Genomic DNA, 19076 nt, shown 5'->3' with positions numbered 1-19076 from the left:
TTACAGCTTTTCGGAAAGAATGCTAATATGAAATGGTAAGAGGAGTGAAGACATGATTAAAATCATAACAGATAGCTCTGCCGATTTACCTGATGAGCTGATTAAAAAATACGATATTACCGTTGTCCCTTTAACTGTCACAATTGATGGGAAAGATTTTTTAGAAACAATCGATTTAACACCTAAAGAGTTCTTTTACAAAATGGAATCTGCCGAAGAACTTCCAAAAACATCACAACCCTCTCCAGCTGCTTTTGCCCAAGCCTTTTCAAGTTTTGATAAGGATACCGACCTGCTTTGTTTTACCATCTCGTCCGGTCTAAGCGGCACGTATCAATCCGCCTGTCTTGGAAAAGAACTGGCCGAATCAAACGCTGTTATTTTTGATACCCTTGCCGGCTCACTCGGGCATGGCCTTCAAATTATTAAAGCAGCAGAACTTATAGAAGAAGGGCGTCCATTGGAAGAAATCATCCCTGAACTGAAAATCTATCGTGAAAAAATGAATATCCTGGTCCTGCTTAACACGCTCGAAAATATCGTAAAAGGCGGACGTCTAAGTAAATTCCAAGGGACGGTTGCCAAACTTTTAAATATAAAAGTAATCTTGGATCGAGTGGAAGGAGGAAAAGTAGAGGTTCTTGAGAAAATAAGAGGCACGAAAAAATTCCAAAAACGAGTCGTTGAACTAATCGGGGAAAGAGGTAACGATTTTTCTCAAATCACCTTTGGCATCACCCATACCGGCAATATAGAAGATGCGGAATCATTAAAGCAAGAACTGATTCGGATGTTCAAACCTAAAGATGTCATCATTAACTACATGGGAGCAACGATGGGAACCTATGCCGGCAAAGGTGGGATGATTCTCTCTTTCTAAATAGTACATTTAAAAAAGACTAAAGGACTTTGCCTCTAGTCTTTTTTATATTTCACCATTTTTCCGTGCGTTCATCTCATCCTGGATTTCGTCCTCCATTGCCTGGATGGATTGTTTGCGGCGTTCATTCTTTAGTTGAATGTTTTGCTGATCTTCGGCACTGGAGAATTCCAGGCTTATTTCGGCTTCATGCAACTTATTTTTCGTATTTTCAATCATCTCATGCAATCGCTCTACATTATTGGAACGGTCGTCCGGTTTTGGTTGCTGTTGCGGCATTTTATTTCCTCATTTCAATAGTATTTTATCGACTTTAGTTTGTTTTCTTTTCAGCGATCTATACTTGAAGGAAGCAAGCAATAAAATGTGAAAATAACGCATAATTAAGACGGTTCTTTGACACATTACTTATAGGAGGTGGAAGAAAAAATGTCACATATTATTGGTGTTGAAGAATCTTTAACTAATGTGGAACAAGCTTTAAAAGCAAAAGGTTATGACGTAGTTCAGCTTCGCAAGGAAGAAGATGCAAAAAAATGCGATTGCTGTGTGGTAACAGGGCAAGATGACAATTTTATGGGAATTAGCGAAACTGCAATTGAAGGGCCGGTTATCGAAGCAAGCGGTTTATCGGCAGATGAAATTGTTGAACGTGTAGACAAAGTATTCCATTAATTAAGAAAAAGTGCTGTCGTTTAAGTTTTAATTAATTGGCAGCGCTTTTTTATATACTTTAGTTATTACAGCGATTTGATCAGCCACTGAATTTGTTGGACAGCTTCCTCTGCCTTCTTTCATATGCTGTCCAATAACCCACTCCTTTTGGACACCTTCCTCTCCCTCCACCTTGTCCAAAAAACAAAAAGAAGCAGAAAACCAAGCTAAGTGGTTTTCTGCTTCTTTTACTATTATGAGTTGAAATCGTAAATTTTCCCTTTAATTAAATACGCAGTGCTTTCAGCGATATTGGTGATATGGTCCGCTGCTCTTTCCAAGTGGCGGTTAATAAAGATTAACTGCAAGAGTTGATCCATATCTTCCGGATGTTCTCTTAAATAGTTTGTAAGAGTTTTATATGTTTCGCTATTATATTCATCCACTTGGTCTTCGAGGTCACTCACTTCTTTAGCCATTACGATGTTTGCTTCAAGGAACGATTGCAGTGCTTTTTGCAGCATTTGAACGGAAACATCTTTCATCTTCTCTAAATGAGTCAATTCAAGCAATGACTTGGACTTTCCAATTTTGATTGTAGCTTTTGAAATATTCACGGCAAAATCGGCCACTCGTTCAATTTCGGATGAGATTTTAAGCGCGCCGATAATTTCGCGAAGATCTCTTGCAACCGGCTGTTCTTTGGAAATAAGCCATACCGCGAATTGGTTGATCTCATCATCCAGATCATCTACTTCCGTATCTTCCTCAATAACGCTTAATGCGATTTCAACATCTTGTGTTTTTAAAGCAATAAAAGCATTTTCAAGCGCTTGGATGGAAAGCTCCCCCATGTCGGAGATTTTCTTTTTTAGTTCTTGCAGACTGTTTTCAAAGTTTTCACGAATGACCATTTGTTGCCCTCCTATTATCCCGCGCTTAACAGGCAGGGATAGTTAACTGTTATATATGAACTTACATAATTTTTGAACAGTTGTCTAGCAGAAGCCCTTCGCAAGACTATGAGAACCTGGATTGGATAATATAGGGAATCTAACTTTTATTATCCGAAACGTCCTGTTACATAATCTTCAGTTCGCTGGTCTTTCGGCGTTGAGAAAATATTATCCGTTTCATCATACTCAACCACTTCCCCATTTAAGAAGAAAGCCGTTTTATCGGAAATTCGTGCCGCTTGCTGCATGTTATGTGTCACGATGACAATGGTAAAGTCTTCTTTCATTTGCGTTATTAATTCTTCTACTTTCAAAGTAGAGATTGGGTCAAGGGCCGATGTCGGCTCGTCCATCAGGATTACATCCGGTTTCATGGCAATTGCACGAGCGATGCAGACACGTTGCTGCTGACCGCCCGACAAACCAAGTGCAGAAGTTTTAAGTCTGTCTTTTACTTCATCCCAAATAGCCGCGCCACGCAAACTTTCTTCTACAATTTTATCTAATTCTTTTTTGTTTTTGATGCCTTGCCCTCTTGGACCATAAGCAACATTGTCATAAATGCTCATCGGGAATAAGTTCGGTTTTTGGAACACCATTCCCACTTTCGTGCGCAATTTAATAACATCGCTGGAAGTATAAATATTTTCATCGTTGATAATAATATCACCAGTGATTTTAACGCTATCGATTAAATCGTTCATTCGGTTTAACGTTCTTAAAAAAGTAGATTTCCCGCAGCCAGATGGACCGATCAATGCCGTTACTTCTTTTTCATTAATATCTAGAGAAACTCCAAATAACGCTTGTTTTTCACCATAGAATAAGTTTAAATCTTTTACTTTAATTTTCGCGTTACCTTTTCCACGTTGTGCCATCTCTGAAATACCCTTCCCTGTTTCATTTTGTTTGACCAATTCTTTGGTATGTTCCTTTAACGCTCTATTCATCACATACTCCTTATTTATTGGTTGCTTTGTTTAATTTTTTGGATATATATGTTGCTGAAAAATTGATTGCCAAAATAATCACGATTAACACAATTCCCACAGCTGCAGCAAGTTCAATGTCGCCGGCCTCTTGTGTAACTAAATACGAATGAACCGTCAGCGTTCTTGCTGATGAGAAGATGCTCTCCGGCATTGCGGCTACTGTTCCTGCAGTTAGGAAGATGGCTGCCGATTCCCCAACTATACGTCCGATGGAAAGAATAATCCCGGATAAAATCCCCGGCATTGCACTCGGCAAGATGACCTTATACAGTGTTTGCAATTTCGTATTTCCAAGAGCCAAAGAACCTTCGCGATATGAAGCTGGAACTGTTTTTAATGACTCTTCGGTTGTACGAATAATCACCGGCAATACAATAATTGTCAATGTTAGGGAAGCCGCAATAATTGACATTCCCAATTTTAAAGTGGTTACAAAGAATACTGCACCGAATAGACCATAAATAATCGAAGGAATCCCGGTTAAACTTTCCGTTGCAAAACGGATGATTCGAACTAAACGTCCTTGTTTTGCGTATTCATGCAAGTAGACGGCTGCCAAAATTCCGATTGGCGTTGCAATGATCAATGAAATAACAATCGTGTAAACCGTTGTTACAATCATCGGCCAAATTCCGCCGCCGCCTTCAGGAGAATAGTCCCCAAAGATGAACTCGAAACTGATCAAGCCCATTCCTTTATAAAAGATAAACCCGACAATCATCAACAGCACAGCAACCGACAAGAAAGCCGATAACCATAAAAGTCCACGCAACAAGTTATCTTTAAAATCTCTCATCCTAGTTACCACCCTTTGCACTGATTTTCGCCAAAACAAAATTCAAAATTAAAATAAACGAGAACAACACAATACCCGTTGCGAATAGCATTTCCTGATGTGTTCCTGCCGCATAGCCCATTTCCAGCGCTATGTTTGTTGTCAACGGACGAATGCTATCCGTTAAACTTGTTGGAACAATCAAACTGTTGCCGGCAACTAGAATTACTGCCATTGTTTCACCAATCGCTCTTCCCAGTCCCAATACAACCGCTGTCATGATTCCCGATTTTGCCGCCGGGACAATTACTCTGAAGATTGTACCGATATGCGACACACCAAGCGCCAATGAACCTTCACGATAGCTTTGTGGAACAGCGCGGATTGCAGTTTCAGCAACCGTTACAATCGTTGGCAACATCATGATGGCCAGCACAAGAATAACCGCTATTAAACTTTGTCCTTTTGCCAAACCAAATGTGTTTTGCAAAAATGGAACAATGATGGCTAGTCCGAATACACCATATAATACAGATGGAATCCCTGCCAATAACTGAATGGCAGGAGAAATGATTTTCGCTACTCTTGTCGAAGCGATTTCAGCCAAGAAAATTGCTGTAAATAATCCAATCGGCACACCGATGATTAACGCGCCAATCGTGGCATAAATTGATGCAATAATCATTGGGAAAATGCCGAATTTATCTTCACTCGGCACCCAATCCGTACCAAAAAGAAAATCTATAAAACTATAACCGCCTACTACGAAAGGATGCGATCCTTTATAAAACACAAACCCGATAATCAATACCAATGTGATAACCGACAAAAGCGCACAGATCATAAATAATTTTGACGAGACGCTCTCTAAAAAATACTTCCTTTTATTTGCTTTACCGATATTTTCGGTTTGTTTGTTTTCTGTTGGGATAGACACTCTTTATTCCTCCAAAATTCCGTTCAAAATGTTTTGTTGTCTTCCTGCTAGTTTGTTACTTTACTGGAATTGCGCCTGCTTCTGCCGCAATTTGTTGTCCTTCTTCACTTAAGATATAATCGATAAAGTCTTGTCCCGCTTCCGATAATGCCTCTTCTTTATAGACAAACAAGAAAGGTCTGGATAATTTATACTCTTGTGCCAAAACGTTTTCGGCAGTCGCCTCTGCGCCATTTATATCAATAGTGGAGATTGATTCATCGATATATTCAAAAGAGATGAATCCAACTGCATGTTTATTGTTCGCTACAGTGGTTTTAATATTTCCGTTGCCGCTTGCGATAATTGCACTTTTCACTAATTCACCTGAGCTATAATCAACAATTTCCTGGAATGCATCGCGTGAACCGGAACCATCCTCACGAGAAACAACAACGATTTCCATGTCATCCCCGCCAACTTCTTTCCAGTTTGTGATTTCACCAGTAAAGATTTGTTTGACTTGCTCCATCGTTAAATCTTTTACTTTATTTGATGGATGTGTCACAACAACGATTCCATCATAAGCAATGACCAGGTCAGTCAATCCACTCGCTTTTTCTTCTTCCTTCAAGTCACGTGAAGCCATTCCGATTTCCGAAACACCATTAATGGCATTTGTAATCCCTGCGGAAGAACCGATTTGGTTAATTTCAATTTTTGTATCGGAATGTTCAGCGTATTGGTATGCTAATTTTTCCGCTAAAGGCCCTACTGATGTGGAACCTGAAATGGCAAGTGTATATCCATCACCAGATGTTGCTTGTGTATCTTCATTCTCCGTGTTTGTACAAGCTGATAAAACAGCAACACATACAACTAAGAGAAAACTATTTTTCACTTTTTTTATTATACTCATTCCCGACCTCCAAGAAATTAGTTAGTGTCGTATTTTGTCTAATCTAGAATAAAGGTACTGTGTAAATTTTTATCGTGTCTTTTGTAAAGGTTTTGTAAAGATTTATTAAAAACAATACATATTTTGTTAAATTTTTTTAAAGTTTTCTGTGAATTATGATATCTTAGGTCAAAACGATGATAGATCAGCGCAATTTTCTATTTATTGTAATTTCGCTAAGAATATTTCAGTTTTATTTTAAAAAAGCCTCCTGTTTAGATACACGAATCATTTTTTCGCTAAAATACTTTTGAAAGTATTTTTGTATCCTTAGGTGAATATCTTCCTCATACCAATCCAATAATCCATGCTCTTCAAATAACTTCGGCATTCCCAGCCGCTTTGAACGTTTACCATTCGCTCCATCGCCTATCATCAACGTATCAATCCAAATATGATCTACAATACCAGATAGCGCTTTCGGAAAATCCGGTGTAAAGGGTAGTGCCGGTGAAATGGAAGCTTGCGTACAAATGCCGGCTTGATACAGTTCTTCTAATGCTTTCAATCGTAATTTGATACCAGGGGCAAGGGGGGCAAAGATTCGTTTTATATCTTCTCTATCAGTTTCAACTGTCATGGACACGAGAAGGTTGCATCTTTCTTTTAATTGTACGAATATGTCCATATCTCTCGTAACAAGAGGACTTCTTGTTTGAATTTGCAGAAAGTCAGGGGGAGTTTCAAGCATTTCTTCCAAAATTGCTCGTGAAATTTTCGCATTGCGCTCGATCGGCTGGTAAGGATCCGTTGCAGATGACATAAAAATATTGACCGGTTTCTCTTTCTTTCGCAGTTTCAATACTTCATTGCGATAGTTTTCAGCCGCGTTTATCTTGACATCGACCCATTCCCCCCAAGGAATATCCTTGAATCGTTGTATGGGCATTTCACGTACATAACAATATTTGCAAGAAAAGCCACAACCGCTATATGGATTTAACGAATGTGTAAATCCAACATCCAAATAGCCTTTTGCTTCCGTTAGTATTTTTTTAGAGATTATTTCTGTTAGCTGCATATCCATTCCCTCTCCATTCTTTTATGGACTTAAACAAGAAAAGACTAAAAAGGAACTCAAAAAATTCCCTTCAGTCTAATCATTTACTTTTTAATTTGTTTGAAACGTCCAGTAATTGTTCAATAAAAAATTCACAACCGGAATGATTAAAATCGTCAGCAATTCGCCCCACATATAATGGAAGAAAAGCACATGAACCACGAAATAAATAAGCAAAAAATTCAGCATAAACCCGATGAGCGAAACAGAAAAAAAGCGCACGAGTCTTTGTTGAGTAACCAATCCTTTAAACGTATAACGTACGTTCTGACAAAAGGAGGCAATCGTCATCAGGATAAAAGAAAAGCAGGATCCCAATAATGATTCAAAATGAAGTTGTTCAATTAACAAAAAAACACACAGAAAATAAATGCATGTATTTATACAACCTACTAAACTATATTTCATAAACTTCAAAGAAATCTCTTTCATGCGCTGCACTCTTCCTTCCTCAAGGATGCTTTGCACTCCTACCCAAAGCGCAATTTTCTTTTGATGATTCGGCTTCTTTTGGAAGAAGAACCGAGCTCGTGTTTATGGTTGATCAACAACACTAACTGCAATAATAAAAGAGGCAACCATGATTTTTTATAAGCCAAATATTTCGGTTCCCAATCTGTTGCAAACTTGGCTTTATAAGTCTCGAGCCCTTTAAAATTGTATTTTTGATTTCCATGAAGATAAACAAGGTGAATCAGTTTTTCATTCATGCATGATTCTTTGCAATTGCCTACGTTTGCGAGAGGTGCCATTCCCAAGCTGCAATTCTGGTATCCCTTTTCTTTTGCCCACGTGAGAATATTGGCAAATAGAACATCCATTGCTCCATGTGGCGATTGTTGGCCCTTTCTCATCAGGTCTATAATTAATGTCTGTTTATAATCTGTTGTTAAAGTGGCAAAAGCTATGATTTCTCCATCCGAATTATGTAAAAGTGCTACCGGAAAACGCGAGACATATTCTTCTTGAAAACTGACTACAGAGAACCCCTTTTCTTTTTCGGTCCCCAGCCAGGAATCTGAAATTGCTTTAAGTTCGGCCATGAATTTAGAAGAATGCGGAGGTTTTGCTACACTAAAGGCATATCCCTCGCGTGTAAACTTGTTAACCCTCGTTCTTAATTTCGCTCCCCTTTTACCCTCAAGAGAAAAAAGCTCAAGCTTTACAATCGCTTCTTCTCCCAACTTGGCAAAACGGAATCCTGCATCGTGATAATGGTGCATATAACGAGGATTGACTTGGTAAAATACCGGCTTCACTCTTTTCTTTTTACAAAAAGCGGTAAATTCCTTAATCGCGTTTTGGATGGCCTTTTCTTCACCGATGGGGTCTCCAAGCACGACGAATTTATTAAAAATTTGTTTGTATACAATTAAACCAGTTTGATCTGTTGTCCAAAACTGTTCTTTATCGTTTAAAAAAAACAGGTGCGATACATGATTTCCGCCTTTGTTCTTTAAAAACGACAGTAGGTCATCCTGAACTTGTACCCGTTGTTCCAATAAACCTCTTTGTGTATGCATAATAGGAAAATGAGAAATGAGGTTTTTTATAAAAATCATAGGTATTTCCTCCTGCCACAATCTACAATTCATTTTCTTCGATGATAACATATAGTAATTAATGTTCATAGATAGCAAATATTCTTTGCATTAATTTTTGCAAAAAAAAATAAGCAGCAAAGAAAAATAAGATATTTTCTTCACTGCTTTCGCTAAAATTACATGATTAAATGAAATGGAACTGTGGCAACAACCACATTTTTCTTGAACAATAAATAGGAACGGATGAAAAGCCCTGATTGATTATGCAATGCGTTGTGCCATCCTCTTTTAGGAATAAATTGAGGAATCACCACTGTCACTTGGTAATTGGATTCTCTAGATTTCCGTTCCACCACATCAATAAAACGTGTAAGTGGAACAATGATGCTTCGGTAGGGTGAATGAAGTGTGACCAATCGAATATCCGGCTGCCATCTATTCCATTTCTCTTTAAACTCTTTCTCATCTTCTTTTTCAAACCCTACGTTTACGGCAATGATCTGGTCAGGCTTCAGCGACTTTGCATAATTCAAGGAGTTCTCTACCACGCGTGTCATTCCGGCAATTGGGACAATAATGACATTTCCCTCTATTATTCTCTGTTCCGTATTCTCCGATAATCTTAATTGATCGCCAACGGAATCATAGTGCTTTTTAATTCGATAGAAAATAACAATAATCAATGGCAAGAATACAAGTACAGACCATATTTGAGAGAACTTCGTGATAAAGAATATAATCGTCACCGTCAAACTGATCAAGGCGCCAATCGCATTGACTGTTAGTTTCAACAACCATCCAGATGGCTTTTCTCTTATCCATTTCACAATCATGCCGGTTTGGGCGAGTGTAAATGGAATGAAAACCCCCACGGCATAAAGAGGAATTAAATGTTCCGTCTTGGCATGAAAAGCAATAATCAAAGCAATCGAAGCCACGCCAAGGACGATAATTCCGTTTGAGTACCCCAAACGATCTCCTCTGGCAAGAAACATTCTTGGAATAAACTTATCTTTTGCCAAATTAACGGCCAACAAAGGAAATGCTGAATATCCCGTATTTGCTGCCAAAATCAGGATAAGAGCAGTCGTCCCTTGAATAAAGAAGTAATTGAAATTCCGTCCAAACGTTTCCTCCGCAATTTGCGATACGACGGTTACCTCTGCGGCCGGTGCAATACCATAGTAATAAGCTATTGAAATTATCCCCGCGAATAAAAGCGCAAGCAAAGCCCCCATAATCATCAACGTTTTTGACGCGTTTATCGGCGCCGGATCTTTAAAATTCGGAATGGCGTTTGAGATTGCCTCCACCCCTGTCAAAGCCGAGCTCCCGGACGCAAAGGCCTTTAAAAGTATAAATAAACTTATGCCTGCAACCGGCGTACCGATCGGTGTGTGCAATTGCGGCGAAACTTCCCCTGTTAAAATATTGTATATTCCTACGATAATTAAAATCGCCAATGACAGTACGAATAAGTATACAGGGTAAGCCAAAACGGAAGCTGATTCCGTTACGCCTCTTAGATTCAGCACCGTTAATAAAATGACAAAAAAGATGGCGATTTCCACATTCAAACCATGCAGCGAGGGAAAGGCGGATGTAATCGCGTCTGTCCCGGCAGATACACTTACAGCAACAGTCAGTATATAGTCCACAAGCAGTGAGCCTCCCGCTACAAGACCTGCATTCTTGCCCAGGTTCGTTTTCGAGACCACATATGCTCCTCCACCATGCGGATAAGCAAAGATAATCTGTTTATAGGACAAGATTAGAGCAGCTAAAAGAATCAAAACGCCAAGTGCAATGGGTATGGAAAACCAAAGGGCAGCAGTTGAAACGGCAAATAATACAATCAATATTTGTTCCGGCCCATAAGCAACCGAAGATAATGCATCCGATGACAAAATAGCCAAAGCTTTTGTTTTATTAAGTTTTTGTTCCCCTATTTCGTTATTTTTTAAAGGCCGGCCAATGAGCATTCTTTTAAATGATGACATCATTTCTATGCACCTTCTGTTAAGTTAATAGATTGCAGGATGAATTTAATTCCGTTAATACAAATAAAAAAAGCGTCCACAAGTCATCAATGAAAAGACCTGTGGACACCTAATTTTTCTGGGTCACAAGCTCCACCTTCCTTCTCATATAACGCTTACGAGGTTAGCTGTCGGATTCGGGCCATTGAGTAGCCCTACCTTAAAAAGGATTCACCCCAAGGATTAAGTAGCAATCCTGAAAATGGTTCCCCCGTACCTGGTTCGGTTTCAGCGATTTAGAAATTTAGAACAGAGTCATCATACTCCCGAGTACAGAAAAAGTAAATAAAAAATTTTTTTGCAACAAAATAAAGTTTACTCAGCAAGATTTGTAGAGTAAACTCACCTTAACTTTATTAGGTGATCGAAAGGCGGAAAAGCATGACTCAGGTTAGAAATGTGAAAATAGTGGGGACGGGCAAATATTTGCCTTCCAAAAAAATACACTCAAATGAATTGGATCTAGTATTGGGCGTAAAGCCAGGATGGGTAGAGCAAAAATCAGGTGTAAAGATGCGCTCTTTTATCGACAACGAAACAGCTTCAGAAATGGCGGCTTATGCGGCCATCGAGGCGATTAACGCTTCCGGCCTTCAAAAAGAAGAGATTGATTGTATCGTGAGCGTAAGCGGCACAATGCAGCAGCCGATTCCATGCAACGCAAGCTTGGTTCAAAAGCAATTAGGATTAAGCAACTCCCAAATTCCCTGTTTTGATATTAACTCTACCTGTCTAAGTTTTGTGACAGGCCTTGATACAATCTCTTATTTAATACATAGCGGAAGATACAGCAATGTCCTGCTTGTCTCCAGTGAAGTGGCGTCGGCAGGATTGAATTGGGAAGCCAAAGAAAGTGCGATATTATTTGGAGACGGCGCTGCTGCAGCCGTTTTGACCAAAACCCCGGAAAATGAATCTTCCAATATTTTGGCTGGCCATATGGAGACATTCAGTGAAGGAGCTCACTTTACCGAAATCAGGGGCGGCGGTACAAAACTGCATCCGAATAATCCAAATGCAAAGTATACAGATTATTTATTTGATATGAACGGAAAAGCCGTTTTTAAATTATCTTCAAAACACATACACCCCTTCATGGAAAAATTACTGTCATACTCCCATTGCACCTTGAACGAAATCGACTTGGTTGTGCCGCATCAGGCAAGCGGGATGGCAATGAGAATTTTAAGAAAAAAATTAGGAATTGAAGAAGCCAAGTTTATGGATATACTCCACCATCATGGCAATACAATTGCATCAAGCATTCCAATGGCTTTGCATGAAGCCATCTTGCAAAAGAAAATCCAGCGCGGAAGCAAAGTAATGCTATTGGGGACATCTGCAGGGCTTTCAATCGGAGGGGTTGTGTTTGAGTATTAATATTCTGCTCACAGGCGGGCGTGCCCCTGCCACTTATTACTTTGCCCGTTTATTGAAAGAGCAGGGACATACCTTATTTATGGCCGAAAGTTTGCCAAAGCATTTATGTATGCGCTCCAATCTTTTCGAAAAAAACTTTCATGTCCCCGCGCCCAATGAAAATCGGCATGCCTTTATCCAGGATTTAATTGATATTATTAGATCGAACAACATAGATTTGCTCATCCCTACTTGCGAAGAAATCTTTCATATTAGTTTTGGATATGAGCAGCTATCCAACTATTGCCGCGTATTTTGCGAGCCGTTGGAAAAAATAAATGCATTTCATCATAAAGGGTTATTTATCGAAACGCTGAAGAAAGTGAGTAGCGAATGGATTAGAATCCCGTCTACAATAGTGGTTGATACAACAAAAACCAGCTCTAAAACAGAGTTGTCACACATTCTGGAGAAGAGCCGGATTTCTTTAAAAATGGAGTATGTATGCAAGCCCGCCTATTCAAGATTTGGAACGGAAGTTGTTTATAAAAAAGGCGGCGAAATGATTGATTTTCTCCTTTTAAATAAAAATCTCTGGGTTGTTCAGGAAAAAATAGAAGGACGGCAACTATGCACATATGCCATTGCAGATAATGGGCAAATGAACTATTACAGCGCTTATCCATCCAACGATCAGGTAGGGCTCGGCGCCACGATTTATTTCGAGCCTTTTTCAAATCGCCGATTGGAGGAATTTGTAGCATGCTATATCAAAGAATTCAACTATACCGGACAAATTGCTTTTGATGTCATCATGACGGACAAGGGTGAATTTTATCCGATTGAATGCAATCCAAGAACCACCAGCGGCATTTGTCTGTTTCCTGTTAAAAAGCATGCAAAGACTTCCGATTCCTACTCTATCGGATCAGAAACGACAATGCTGGGGTTGGTCATGCTGCAAACATTGCTGTCCAAAAATCCCTTTCGGCAACTCCGTAAAATGAAGAAAGCCAGGGATATTGTATGGAATCCAAAAGATAAGAAAGTATTCTTTGACCAAATAGCCAGCTTCTTCTATTTATTAAAAGAAGCTAAAAAGCACAACCTATCAACCTATCACATGAGTACGTTGGATATCGAATGGAACGGCAGAAAGGATGATCAGCAATGAGTACAATAGCAGTAACGGGTGCAACGGGCTTTTTGGGGCAGCATGTTGTGAAAAGGCTCGTTTCTGAAGGGTTTCAAGTGACTGCTTTAGGACGCAACCAGGCAATCGGAGATGCGTTTCCCAAAGAGGTGAAATTTGTAAAAGTTTCTTTGGAAGATCGAGATGGGATTTCGAGAGCAATGAAAAATCAGGATTATGTCATTCATTGCGCTGCCCTTTCTTCTGTTTGGGGAAATTACGCGGACTTTTATAATGCAAATGTCGTTGGCACACAAAACCTGGTGGATGCCGCCCTCTTTTCCAATGTAAAACGATTTGTCCATGTTTCTACACCCAGCATTTATTTTAATCTGCATGAGCGAACAAAAATAAATTTAAAGGAAGATAACATTCTGCCAGCTCCCGCCATTAACTATTATGCCGAAACAAAAAGAATAGCCGAAGAAGTGGTAGATGAAGCTTTCAAGAAAGGGTTGCCTGCCATCACGATTAGACCCCGCGCTTTATTTGGGCCAGGCGATAATGCCATTATTCCGAGACTAATCAAGGCAAATGAAAAATCCGGGATTCCTTTTATTAATGGAGGAAAAGTGCTTACGGATATTACATACGTTGAAAATGTTGTCGATGCACTTTTCCTTTGCCTTTCTTCGGAGATGCCTACCTTGGGACGGAAATATAACATCACAAATGGCGAGCCTATGTATCTGGGCGATATTTTAGAAAAGGTTTTTCTCGTGCTTAATGAGACCATGAGAAAAAGAGAAATCAAATATGAAAGAATTTTGTGCATTGCCAGTATGTTGGAAAAAACGCATCGATTGTTTGGCATTAAAAAAGAACCCATCATCACACCGTACACCGTGACAGTACTATCACATTCCCAAACGTTGAATATCGATGCGGCAAAAACGGAGTTGGGCTACCAACCGCGCATTTCGATAGACGAGGGCATTAATCGATTTGCAGAATGGTGGAATTCAACAAAATGATTTCATATAAACTATTCCAAGCCGGATATTGTACGCATAATGCAAAAGCAGCTTTAAAAGGCGCACCTTCTTCTGAAATGAAATTTCCGGCAACGGCGGCATTATTAAAACATCCAGATAAAGGGTATATTTTGTTTGACACAGGCTATACCCGCGCTTTTTATGAAGAAACAAAAAAGCTTCCATTCTCTTTGTATGCTAAAATCACACCCGTCTATGTAAAGGAAAACGAAAGTATTGTAGAACAGCTGCAGCAAGAAAATATTCGAGAAGAAGAGATCCAGTATATTTTCTTGAGCCATTTTCATGCGGATCATATGTGCGGATTAAAAGACTTCCCGAACAGCACGTTCATCTGTTCAAAAGAAGCGTACGATTCCGTGAAAAACAAACAGGGCATAAGAGCCGTCATGGCTGCCTATATCCCGAATCTACTGCCCCATGATTTTGAGGAAAGAGCAATTTTCATAGAAGATATGCAAATTGCCGGGATGGAGCACCCTCCTTTCGAGGTCATATCGGAAGTCTTTGAAAAGCCTCTATACGACCTATGGGGAGACCGCAGTTGCTTTGCGATTAATTTATCGGGCCATGCAAAAGGCCAATATGGATTGATTTTTCAGGATGAGAAGCAACAAACCATTTTTTTAGTGGCGGATGCTGTTTGGAGAAGTGCGGCTTACCGGGAAAACAGGCCTCCCAGCAAACTAGCCTTCCTTATAATGGACGACCCAAAAGAATACAAAAAAAACTTCGAAAAGATAGTACGTTTGCATTCAATGGCGAAAGAAATAAAGATCATCCCTACCCATTGTGAAGAAATTTTATAAAGCAAAAGAGGTACCAAATGATTAAAATAGCGACAATCCTGCAGAACTACCTGCGAGTAAAAAGAATTCAAAAGTATTCTCCACAGCGCTTTCGCAGGTGGCAGAACAAGCATTTGCAAAAGAATCTCACCTGGATTGCCAATCATTCTCCCTATTATCGACAGTTGAATATTGGCAACATATCGGATTTAACTCAATATCCTTTTATGGACAAGCAAATGATGATGGATAACTTCGATGCATTAAACACAAGAGGGGTATCAAAAGAAGAGGCATACAAAGTTGCGCTTGCTGCAGAAGAAAACCGTGATTTCTCTCCCACTATCAGTAACGCAACAGTAGGTTTGTCTTCTGGAACATCAGGCAGCAGAGGCATTTTCCTGGTTTCGGAACAAGAACAAGCCGCATGGGCGGGGACCATTTTAGCAAAACTGTTGCCGAATGGATTTAGCAACAAAGAGAAAATCGCATTTTTTCTGCGTGCAAACAGCAATTTATATGAATCTGTTGAAAACAAAAAAATTGAATTTGCCTTCTTCGATTTGCTCAATCACTATGATATTCAGATCAAAAGATTGGAACAATACCAGCCAACCATTTTAGCGGCGCCTCCTTCCATGATGAGGCGCATTACAGAGGCTATTGAGGCAAATCGACTAAACATCCGGCCCATCAAAATCATCACAATGGCTGAAGTGCTGGATCCTTTGGATGAGGTATACATCGAAACGATTTTCCAACAGAAGATTCACCAGGTTTATCAATGTACAGAGGGATTTTTGGGGTGTTCGTGCTCCCACGGCACCATTCATTTAAACGAAGATCTCGTTTATATCGAAAAAGAATATTTGAATGATGAAAAAACAAAATTCTACCCGATTATTACCGATTTCAGAAGACGCACCCAGCCTATTGTTCGTTATCGGATGAATGATATATTAACGTTGAAATCCGAGCCTTGTCCGTGCGGCTCTCCAATGCTGGCCATCGAACAAATTGAAGGACGTATGGATGACTTTTTTATCTTTTACAATAAAGAGCAAGATGACTTAGAGTATATCTTTCCTGACTTTATAAGACGCGCTTGCATCACGGCCTCAGACAACATAAAAGAGTACAAAGTGATTCAACACACCATAGATCGAATCGAAGTTCAAATTCTGGTTGTAGATGAAGAGAGAAGAAGGGAAACCGAACAGAAGATAGCATCCAATTTACTGTCCTATTTGCAGCAAACCGTTCAATGCCCACGCATCACTTTCGCTCCATACGAAGAAAAAGATCGCTTAGCGAAACAAAAGCGAATTGAAAATAAAATGCCCATTACAGAGGATATGAAAAATGCAAACTCATAAATCAATTCTTTTCAACCAAGAGAATATGCACGAGCTTGACTGGCATTACTATGAAAATGGTTCTTTTTTAAAAGCATATTTTGAGGAGTTTATCGAAAATACGGGCGCTTATATTCAAAACGTGGAAACAGAAGTGATTTTTGTCGGCATCGGGCGCAAGTTAATTCCTTGCACGGTAAATGATGAGGCTTACCAAAACTCCTATGTTTGCTCCCCGTATACTCATTACATTTCCTACGCCAAGGAAGAATTGCGCTTTGTTTCTCCCAAACCATTAAGAATGTTATTAAAAATTCTTCTTGATGGTATCGGCATGTTAGCGAAAAAAATGGAAATCAATAAAATTGTTTATATCAACAATTATTGCTTATCTACCAATTTAATTTTGCCCTTAACATCGGGAGAAATCCTTTTAATAAAAGAGCTGCTGTTGAAACACTATCCAGCGCACCAACTGGGTTTTCGTTCAATAAATGAGATTTGCCATGGGGGCATGATGAAGGCTTTCCAAAAAGAAGGGTTTCATCTGCTGCCTAGCCGGTATATCTACATTTCAACGGTTGATCGATTAAATTCGCCAACGAAAAAAGAGAGAAAAAATCGGAAGCAGGATGAAAAGTGTATAACGGATGATATGAAGGTTATCTCTCATGAAGATTTTAATTATGCAGATATTGGGCGCATTGTCGAGCTTTATCATCAATTATACATAGACAAGTATTCGGCTTTGAATCCTCAATTTACGGAGCAATTTATAGAAAAAATGCTGAAGGATGACTTGTTAATTTTTCAGGGTGTGAAAATAAACGGGCAATTGGAGGCCGTTTCCGGTACTTTCGTGGTATCGGGTATGATGACGAACCCAATTTATGGCTACAACCTTTCATTGTTCCCGCAATATCAGCTCTATCGGGCATTAAGGCACTTAAACACAAAGCTGGCACTTGAAAACGGCTTTTTATATCACCAAAGCGCGGGAGCCGGACAATTCAAAAAAGCAAGAAGCGGCGAAGGAACCCCTGAATATACCGCCTTATATGTGAACCACTTGCCTTTTAGCAAGAGGCTATTTTGGAAAACCCTCTCTTTCCTGCTTATGAAAATTGGCATTCCTTTAGTTGAGAAATTGGAGTTATAGGTTAAAAAAAGGAGAATGGCATTTTAAATGCCACTCTCCAAGCCAATTTGCCTCGTTACAGGCGATTAAACGTTTTCCTTGATCTTCGAATCCATTTTGGAATAATGAATGACGATTTGCTCCAATACATCAATGCCTATTAATAGATCATCCAAATCGGTATGTTCTTCCGGATGGTGGCTGAGACCATCAACAGAAGGAACAAAAATCAGTCCAGTAGGGCATAGCTTTACCATGTTCATGGCATCATGTCCAGCTCCACTCGGCATCATTTTGTAGGGAATATCCTGCTCTTTGCAAATTGTTTCCATCGTCTCAATAATTTCAGCGGATAACAATACCGGTTCCTCGGAAATTATTTCCTGGCTGATGATTTCCAGATTTCTAGTTCGTTCAACCAATTCGATTGTTCGTTTAAGATGGTCCAACACCCGCTGTCTTGAGTCGACTGAAGTCCCCCGAATATCAACCTTGATTTCCACTTCACCAGGAACTACGTTCATCGCACCCGCTTGAATATCAAGGACTCCAACAGTAGCGACCGTTCCGCAGCTTTGCTCGCTTAAAGCGACCTTTTCCAGTTCCAGTGCTATTTCAGATGCACCTAGAAGAGCGTCTTTCCTCATATTCATCGGAGTTGTGCCGGAATGTGAAGGGGTTCCTGCTATTTTTATGGAAAATCTGACGGGAGCTGCTATGCCGGTAACAATGCCAATCTTTTTATTTTCGTTTTCCAGTACTGGACCTTGCTCTATATGCAATTCGAAAAAGGCCTTTATATTTTCATCTTCCCTGCTTGCTTGATGGACGCTATCAATTTCAAATGCGCACAAAGAAAGCGCCTCTTCCAATGTTACGCCATTACGGTCCTTTAAATATCTAACCTTCTCCTTATCAAATGAACCGGCCATCGCTTTACTTCCCAAGGTTGATACACCAAAACGGGAAGATTCTTCACAGGCAAATGAAATGACTTCGATGGGATGATCGGTTTCGATTCCCTTTTCGTTGAGCCTTTTCACAACTTCCAGCGCGGCGGTAACACCGACTGTTCCGTCATATTTGCCGCCTTGATAAACCGTATCCAAATGAGATCCCATTAACACAGGCGGAAGCCCTTTTATTCTGCCTTCTCTTCTTGCTATGACGTTTCCGCACTGGTCCATCCGGATATCCAATCCCTCTGCTTTACACATACGCATAAAAGCTTGTGTACAAGCCTGCTCTTCATTTGTATATGCTACCCTCGTGATTCCTTTTTCACCTGAGTTATATTGACTGATTTTATCAAAAAGTAGTTGATACCGTTCCTTACGATCCATATAGACATCTCCTGCCTTATCGTTATGTCATTATTATACAAGTTTTGAAGATTATAATCTTTTAATTCTGATATTTTAAATGTGAGCTTAGCCATTCTATTGATTTTCCGGATATATTTCTGGCTGCTAATA

Annotated in this window: 19 protein-coding genes and 1 riboswitch; of the genes, 8 read left to right on the top strand and 11 right to left on the bottom strand. The window is 39.7% G+C overall.

Annotation, left to right across the window (positions count from 1 at the left end; translation table 11 throughout):
• Positions 1-52 precede the first annotated feature (52 nt).
• A complete protein-coding gene (locus tag D1B33_RS13570; protein ID WP_118876944.1) occupies positions 53-880 on the top strand; it encodes a DegV family protein in 828 nt (275 codons plus the stop codon).
• Between the two features lie 45 nt (positions 881-925).
• Here the strand turns inward: D1B33_RS13570 and tlp are convergent, their stop codons facing one another.
• Positions 926-1159: a small acid-soluble spore protein Tlp gene (tlp, locus tag D1B33_RS13565; RefSeq protein ID WP_118876943.1), complete on the bottom strand. Its 234-nt coding sequence runs from the start codon at positions 1157-1159 to the stop codon at positions 926-928.
• Positions 1160-1309: 150 nt separating this feature from the next.
• Here tlp and D1B33_RS13560 point away from each other — a divergent pair, with 150 nt between their 5' ends.
• Complete coding sequence (locus D1B33_RS13560) at positions 1310-1555, top strand: YkuS family protein (RefSeq protein ID WP_118876942.1); 246 nt, start codon at positions 1310-1312, stop codon at positions 1553-1555.
• 233 nt (positions 1556-1788) lie between these two features.
• Here D1B33_RS13560 and phoU read toward each other — a convergent pair whose 3' ends face one another.
• From phoU to D1B33_RS13515, 9 genes are all read right to left on the bottom strand, one after another.
• Positions 1789-2448 (bottom strand): phosphate signaling complex protein PhoU, encoded by a 660-nt coding sequence (gene phoU, locus D1B33_RS13555; RefSeq protein WP_118876941.1) that lies wholly within the window; start codon positions 2446-2448, stop codon positions 1789-1791.
• Positions 2449-2597: 149 nt separating this feature from the next.
• Positions 2598-3368 (bottom strand): phosphate ABC transporter ATP-binding protein PstB, encoded by a 771-nt coding sequence (gene pstB, locus D1B33_RS13550; RefSeq protein WP_118877059.1) that lies wholly within the window; start codon positions 3366-3368, stop codon positions 2598-2600.
• Positions 3369-3450: 82 nt separating this feature from the next.
• Positions 3451-4278, bottom strand: coding sequence for a phosphate ABC transporter permease PstA (pstA, locus tag D1B33_RS13545; RefSeq protein ID WP_118876940.1), 828 nt, complete (start codon positions 4276-4278; stop codon positions 3451-3453).
• 1 nt (position 4279) lies between these two features.
• On the bottom strand, positions 4280-5194 hold the full coding sequence (pstC, locus tag D1B33_RS13540) for a phosphate ABC transporter permease subunit PstC (protein ID WP_118876939.1): 915 nt from the start codon (positions 5192-5194) through the stop codon (positions 4280-4282).
• Positions 5195-5249: 55 nt separating this feature from the next.
• The gene (locus tag D1B33_RS13535) at positions 5250-6092 is read right to left on the bottom strand and encodes a phosphate ABC transporter substrate-binding protein (protein ID WP_118876938.1); all 843 of its coding nucleotides are present in this window, start codon (positions 6090-6092) and stop codon (positions 5250-5252) included.
• Positions 6093-6324: 232 nt separating this feature from the next.
• Positions 6325-7152 carry an SPL family radical SAM protein gene (locus D1B33_RS13530; protein WP_118876937.1) on the bottom strand — a complete coding sequence of 276 codons (828 nt, stop codon included), beginning with the start codon at positions 7150-7152 and terminating at the stop codon, positions 6325-6327.
• Between the two features lie 90 nt (positions 7153-7242).
• Positions 7243-7599 (bottom strand): GtrA family protein, encoded by a 357-nt coding sequence (locus D1B33_RS18885; RefSeq protein WP_407656741.1) that lies wholly within the window; start codon positions 7597-7599, stop codon positions 7243-7245.
• 62 nt (positions 7600-7661) lie between these two features.
• Entirely contained in the window at positions 7662-8753 is a 1092-nt protein-coding gene (locus tag D1B33_RS13520; protein WP_158582979.1) for a phosphatidylglycerol lysyltransferase domain-containing protein, read from the bottom strand.
• A 158-nt stretch (positions 8754-8911) separates the two neighbouring features.
• Entirely contained in the window at positions 8912-10738 is a 1827-nt protein-coding gene (locus D1B33_RS13515; protein ID WP_118876934.1) for an APC family permease, read from the bottom strand.
• A 133-nt stretch (positions 10739-10871) separates the two neighbouring features.
• Positions 10872-11018, bottom strand: a riboswitch (cyclic di-AMP (ydaO/yuaA leader).
• A 137-nt stretch (positions 11019-11155) separates the two neighbouring features.
• Between D1B33_RS13515 and D1B33_RS13510 the strand changes: the two genes are divergently transcribed.
• Genes D1B33_RS13510 through D1B33_RS13485 form a run of 6 tightly spaced genes read left to right on the top strand, consistent with a single transcriptional unit; the run spans position 11156 to position 17622 of the window.
• On the top strand, positions 11156-12154 hold the full coding sequence (locus D1B33_RS13510; RefSeq protein ID WP_118876933.1) for a beta-ketoacyl-ACP synthase III: 999 nt from the start codon (positions 11156-11158) through the stop codon (positions 12152-12154).
• Entirely contained in the window at positions 12144-13307 is a 1164-nt protein-coding gene (locus D1B33_RS13505) for an ATP-grasp domain-containing protein (RefSeq protein ID WP_118876932.1), read from the top strand. The genes D1B33_RS13510 and D1B33_RS13505 overlap by 11 nt, the downstream gene beginning before the upstream one ends.
• The gene (locus D1B33_RS13500; protein WP_118876931.1) at positions 13304-14299 is read left to right on the top strand and encodes an NAD-dependent epimerase/dehydratase family protein; all 996 of its coding nucleotides are present in this window, start codon (positions 13304-13306) and stop codon (positions 14297-14299) included. Before D1B33_RS13505 ends, D1B33_RS13500 begins: the two co-directional genes overlap by 4 nt.
• The gene (locus tag D1B33_RS13495; RefSeq protein ID WP_158582978.1) at positions 14296-15129 is read left to right on the top strand and encodes an MBL fold metallo-hydrolase; all 834 of its coding nucleotides are present in this window, start codon (positions 14296-14298) and stop codon (positions 15127-15129) included. Before D1B33_RS13500 ends, D1B33_RS13495 begins: the two co-directional genes overlap by 4 nt.
• A gap of 17 nt (positions 15130-15146) precedes the next feature.
• Positions 15147-16484 carry a F390 synthetase-related protein gene (locus tag D1B33_RS13490; protein WP_118876929.1) on the top strand — a complete coding sequence of 446 codons (1338 nt, stop codon included), beginning with the start codon at positions 15147-15149 and terminating at the stop codon, positions 16482-16484.
• Positions 16471-17622, top strand: a complete 1152-nt coding sequence (locus D1B33_RS13485; protein ID WP_118876928.1) for a hypothetical protein — start codon at positions 16471-16473, stop codon at positions 17620-17622. The genes D1B33_RS13490 and D1B33_RS13485 overlap by 14 nt, the downstream gene beginning before the upstream one ends.
• Positions 17623-17687: 65 nt before the next feature.
• Here the strand turns inward: D1B33_RS13485 and D1B33_RS13480 are convergent, their stop codons facing one another.
• Positions 17688-18944 carry a Zn-dependent hydrolase gene (locus tag D1B33_RS13480; RefSeq protein WP_118876927.1) on the bottom strand — a complete coding sequence of 419 codons (1257 nt, stop codon included), beginning with the start codon at positions 18942-18944 and terminating at the stop codon, positions 17688-17690.
• Positions 18945-19076 lie beyond the last annotated feature (132 nt).

The sequence above is a fragment of the Ureibacillus yapensis genome, assembly GCF_003515775.1.
Classification (GTDB): Bacteria; Bacillota; Bacilli; order Bacillales_A; family Planococcaceae; genus Ureibacillus; species Ureibacillus yapensis.
The sequence above is the reverse complement of the archived record's forward strand: the minus strand, read 5'-3'. Positions and strand labels throughout refer to the sequence as shown.

Bases quoted from the DNA above. Each gene is read 5' to 3' on its own strand.
- D1B33_RS13520 (WP_158582979.1), bottom strand. From the start codon at position 8,753: ATGATTTTTATAAAAAACCTCATTTCTCATTTTCCTATTATGCATACA.
- D1B33_RS13510 (WP_118876933.1), top strand. From the start codon at position 11,156: ATGACTCAGGTTAGAAATGTGAAAATAGTGGGGACGGGCAAATATTTG.
- D1B33_RS13480 (WP_118876927.1), bottom strand. From the start codon at position 18,944: ATGGATCGTAAGGAACGGTATCAACTACTTTTTGATAAAATCAGTCAA.
- phoU (WP_118876941.1), bottom strand. From the start codon at position 2,448: ATGGTCATTCGTGAAAACTTTGAAAACAGTCTGCAAGAACTAAAAAAG.
- D1B33_RS13515 (WP_118876934.1), bottom strand. From the start codon at position 10,738: ATGATGTCATCATTTAAAAGAATGCTCATTGGCCGGCCTTTAAAAAAT.
- D1B33_RS13490 (WP_118876929.1), top strand. From the start codon at position 15,147: ATGATTAAAATAGCGACAATCCTGCAGAACTACCTGCGAGTAAAAAGA.
- pstA (WP_118876940.1), bottom strand. From the start codon at position 4,278: ATGAGAGATTTTAAAGATAACTTGTTGCGTGGACTTTTATGGTTATCG.
- D1B33_RS18885 (WP_407656741.1), bottom strand. From the start codon at position 7,599: ATGAAATATAGTTTAGTAGGTTGTATAAATACATGCATTTATTTTCTG.
- D1B33_RS13495 (WP_158582978.1), top strand. From the start codon at position 14,296: ATGATTTCATATAAACTATTCCAAGCCGGATATTGTACGCATAATGCA.
- D1B33_RS13535 (WP_118876938.1), bottom strand. From the start codon at position 6,092: ATGAGTATAATAAAAAAAGTGAAAAATAGTTTTCTCTTAGTTGTATGT.
- D1B33_RS13560 (WP_118876942.1), top strand. From the start codon at position 1,310: ATGTCACATATTATTGGTGTTGAAGAATCTTTAACTAATGTGGAACAA.
- D1B33_RS13530 (WP_118876937.1), bottom strand. From the start codon at position 7,152: ATGCAGCTAACAGAAATAATCTCTAAAAAAATACTAACGGAAGCAAAA.
- D1B33_RS13570 (WP_118876944.1), top strand. From the start codon at position 53: ATGATTAAAATCATAACAGATAGCTCTGCCGATTTACCTGATGAGCTG.
- pstB (WP_118877059.1), bottom strand. From the start codon at position 3,368: ATGGCACAACGTGGAAAAGGTAACGCGAAAATTAAAGTAAAAGATTTA.
- tlp (WP_118876943.1), bottom strand. From the start codon at position 1,159: ATGCCGCAACAGCAACCAAAACCGGACGACCGTTCCAATAATGTAGAG.
- D1B33_RS13500 (WP_118876931.1), top strand. From the start codon at position 13,304: ATGAGTACAATAGCAGTAACGGGTGCAACGGGCTTTTTGGGGCAGCAT.
- D1B33_RS13485 (WP_118876928.1), top strand. From the start codon at position 16,471: ATGCAAACTCATAAATCAATTCTTTTCAACCAAGAGAATATGCACGAG.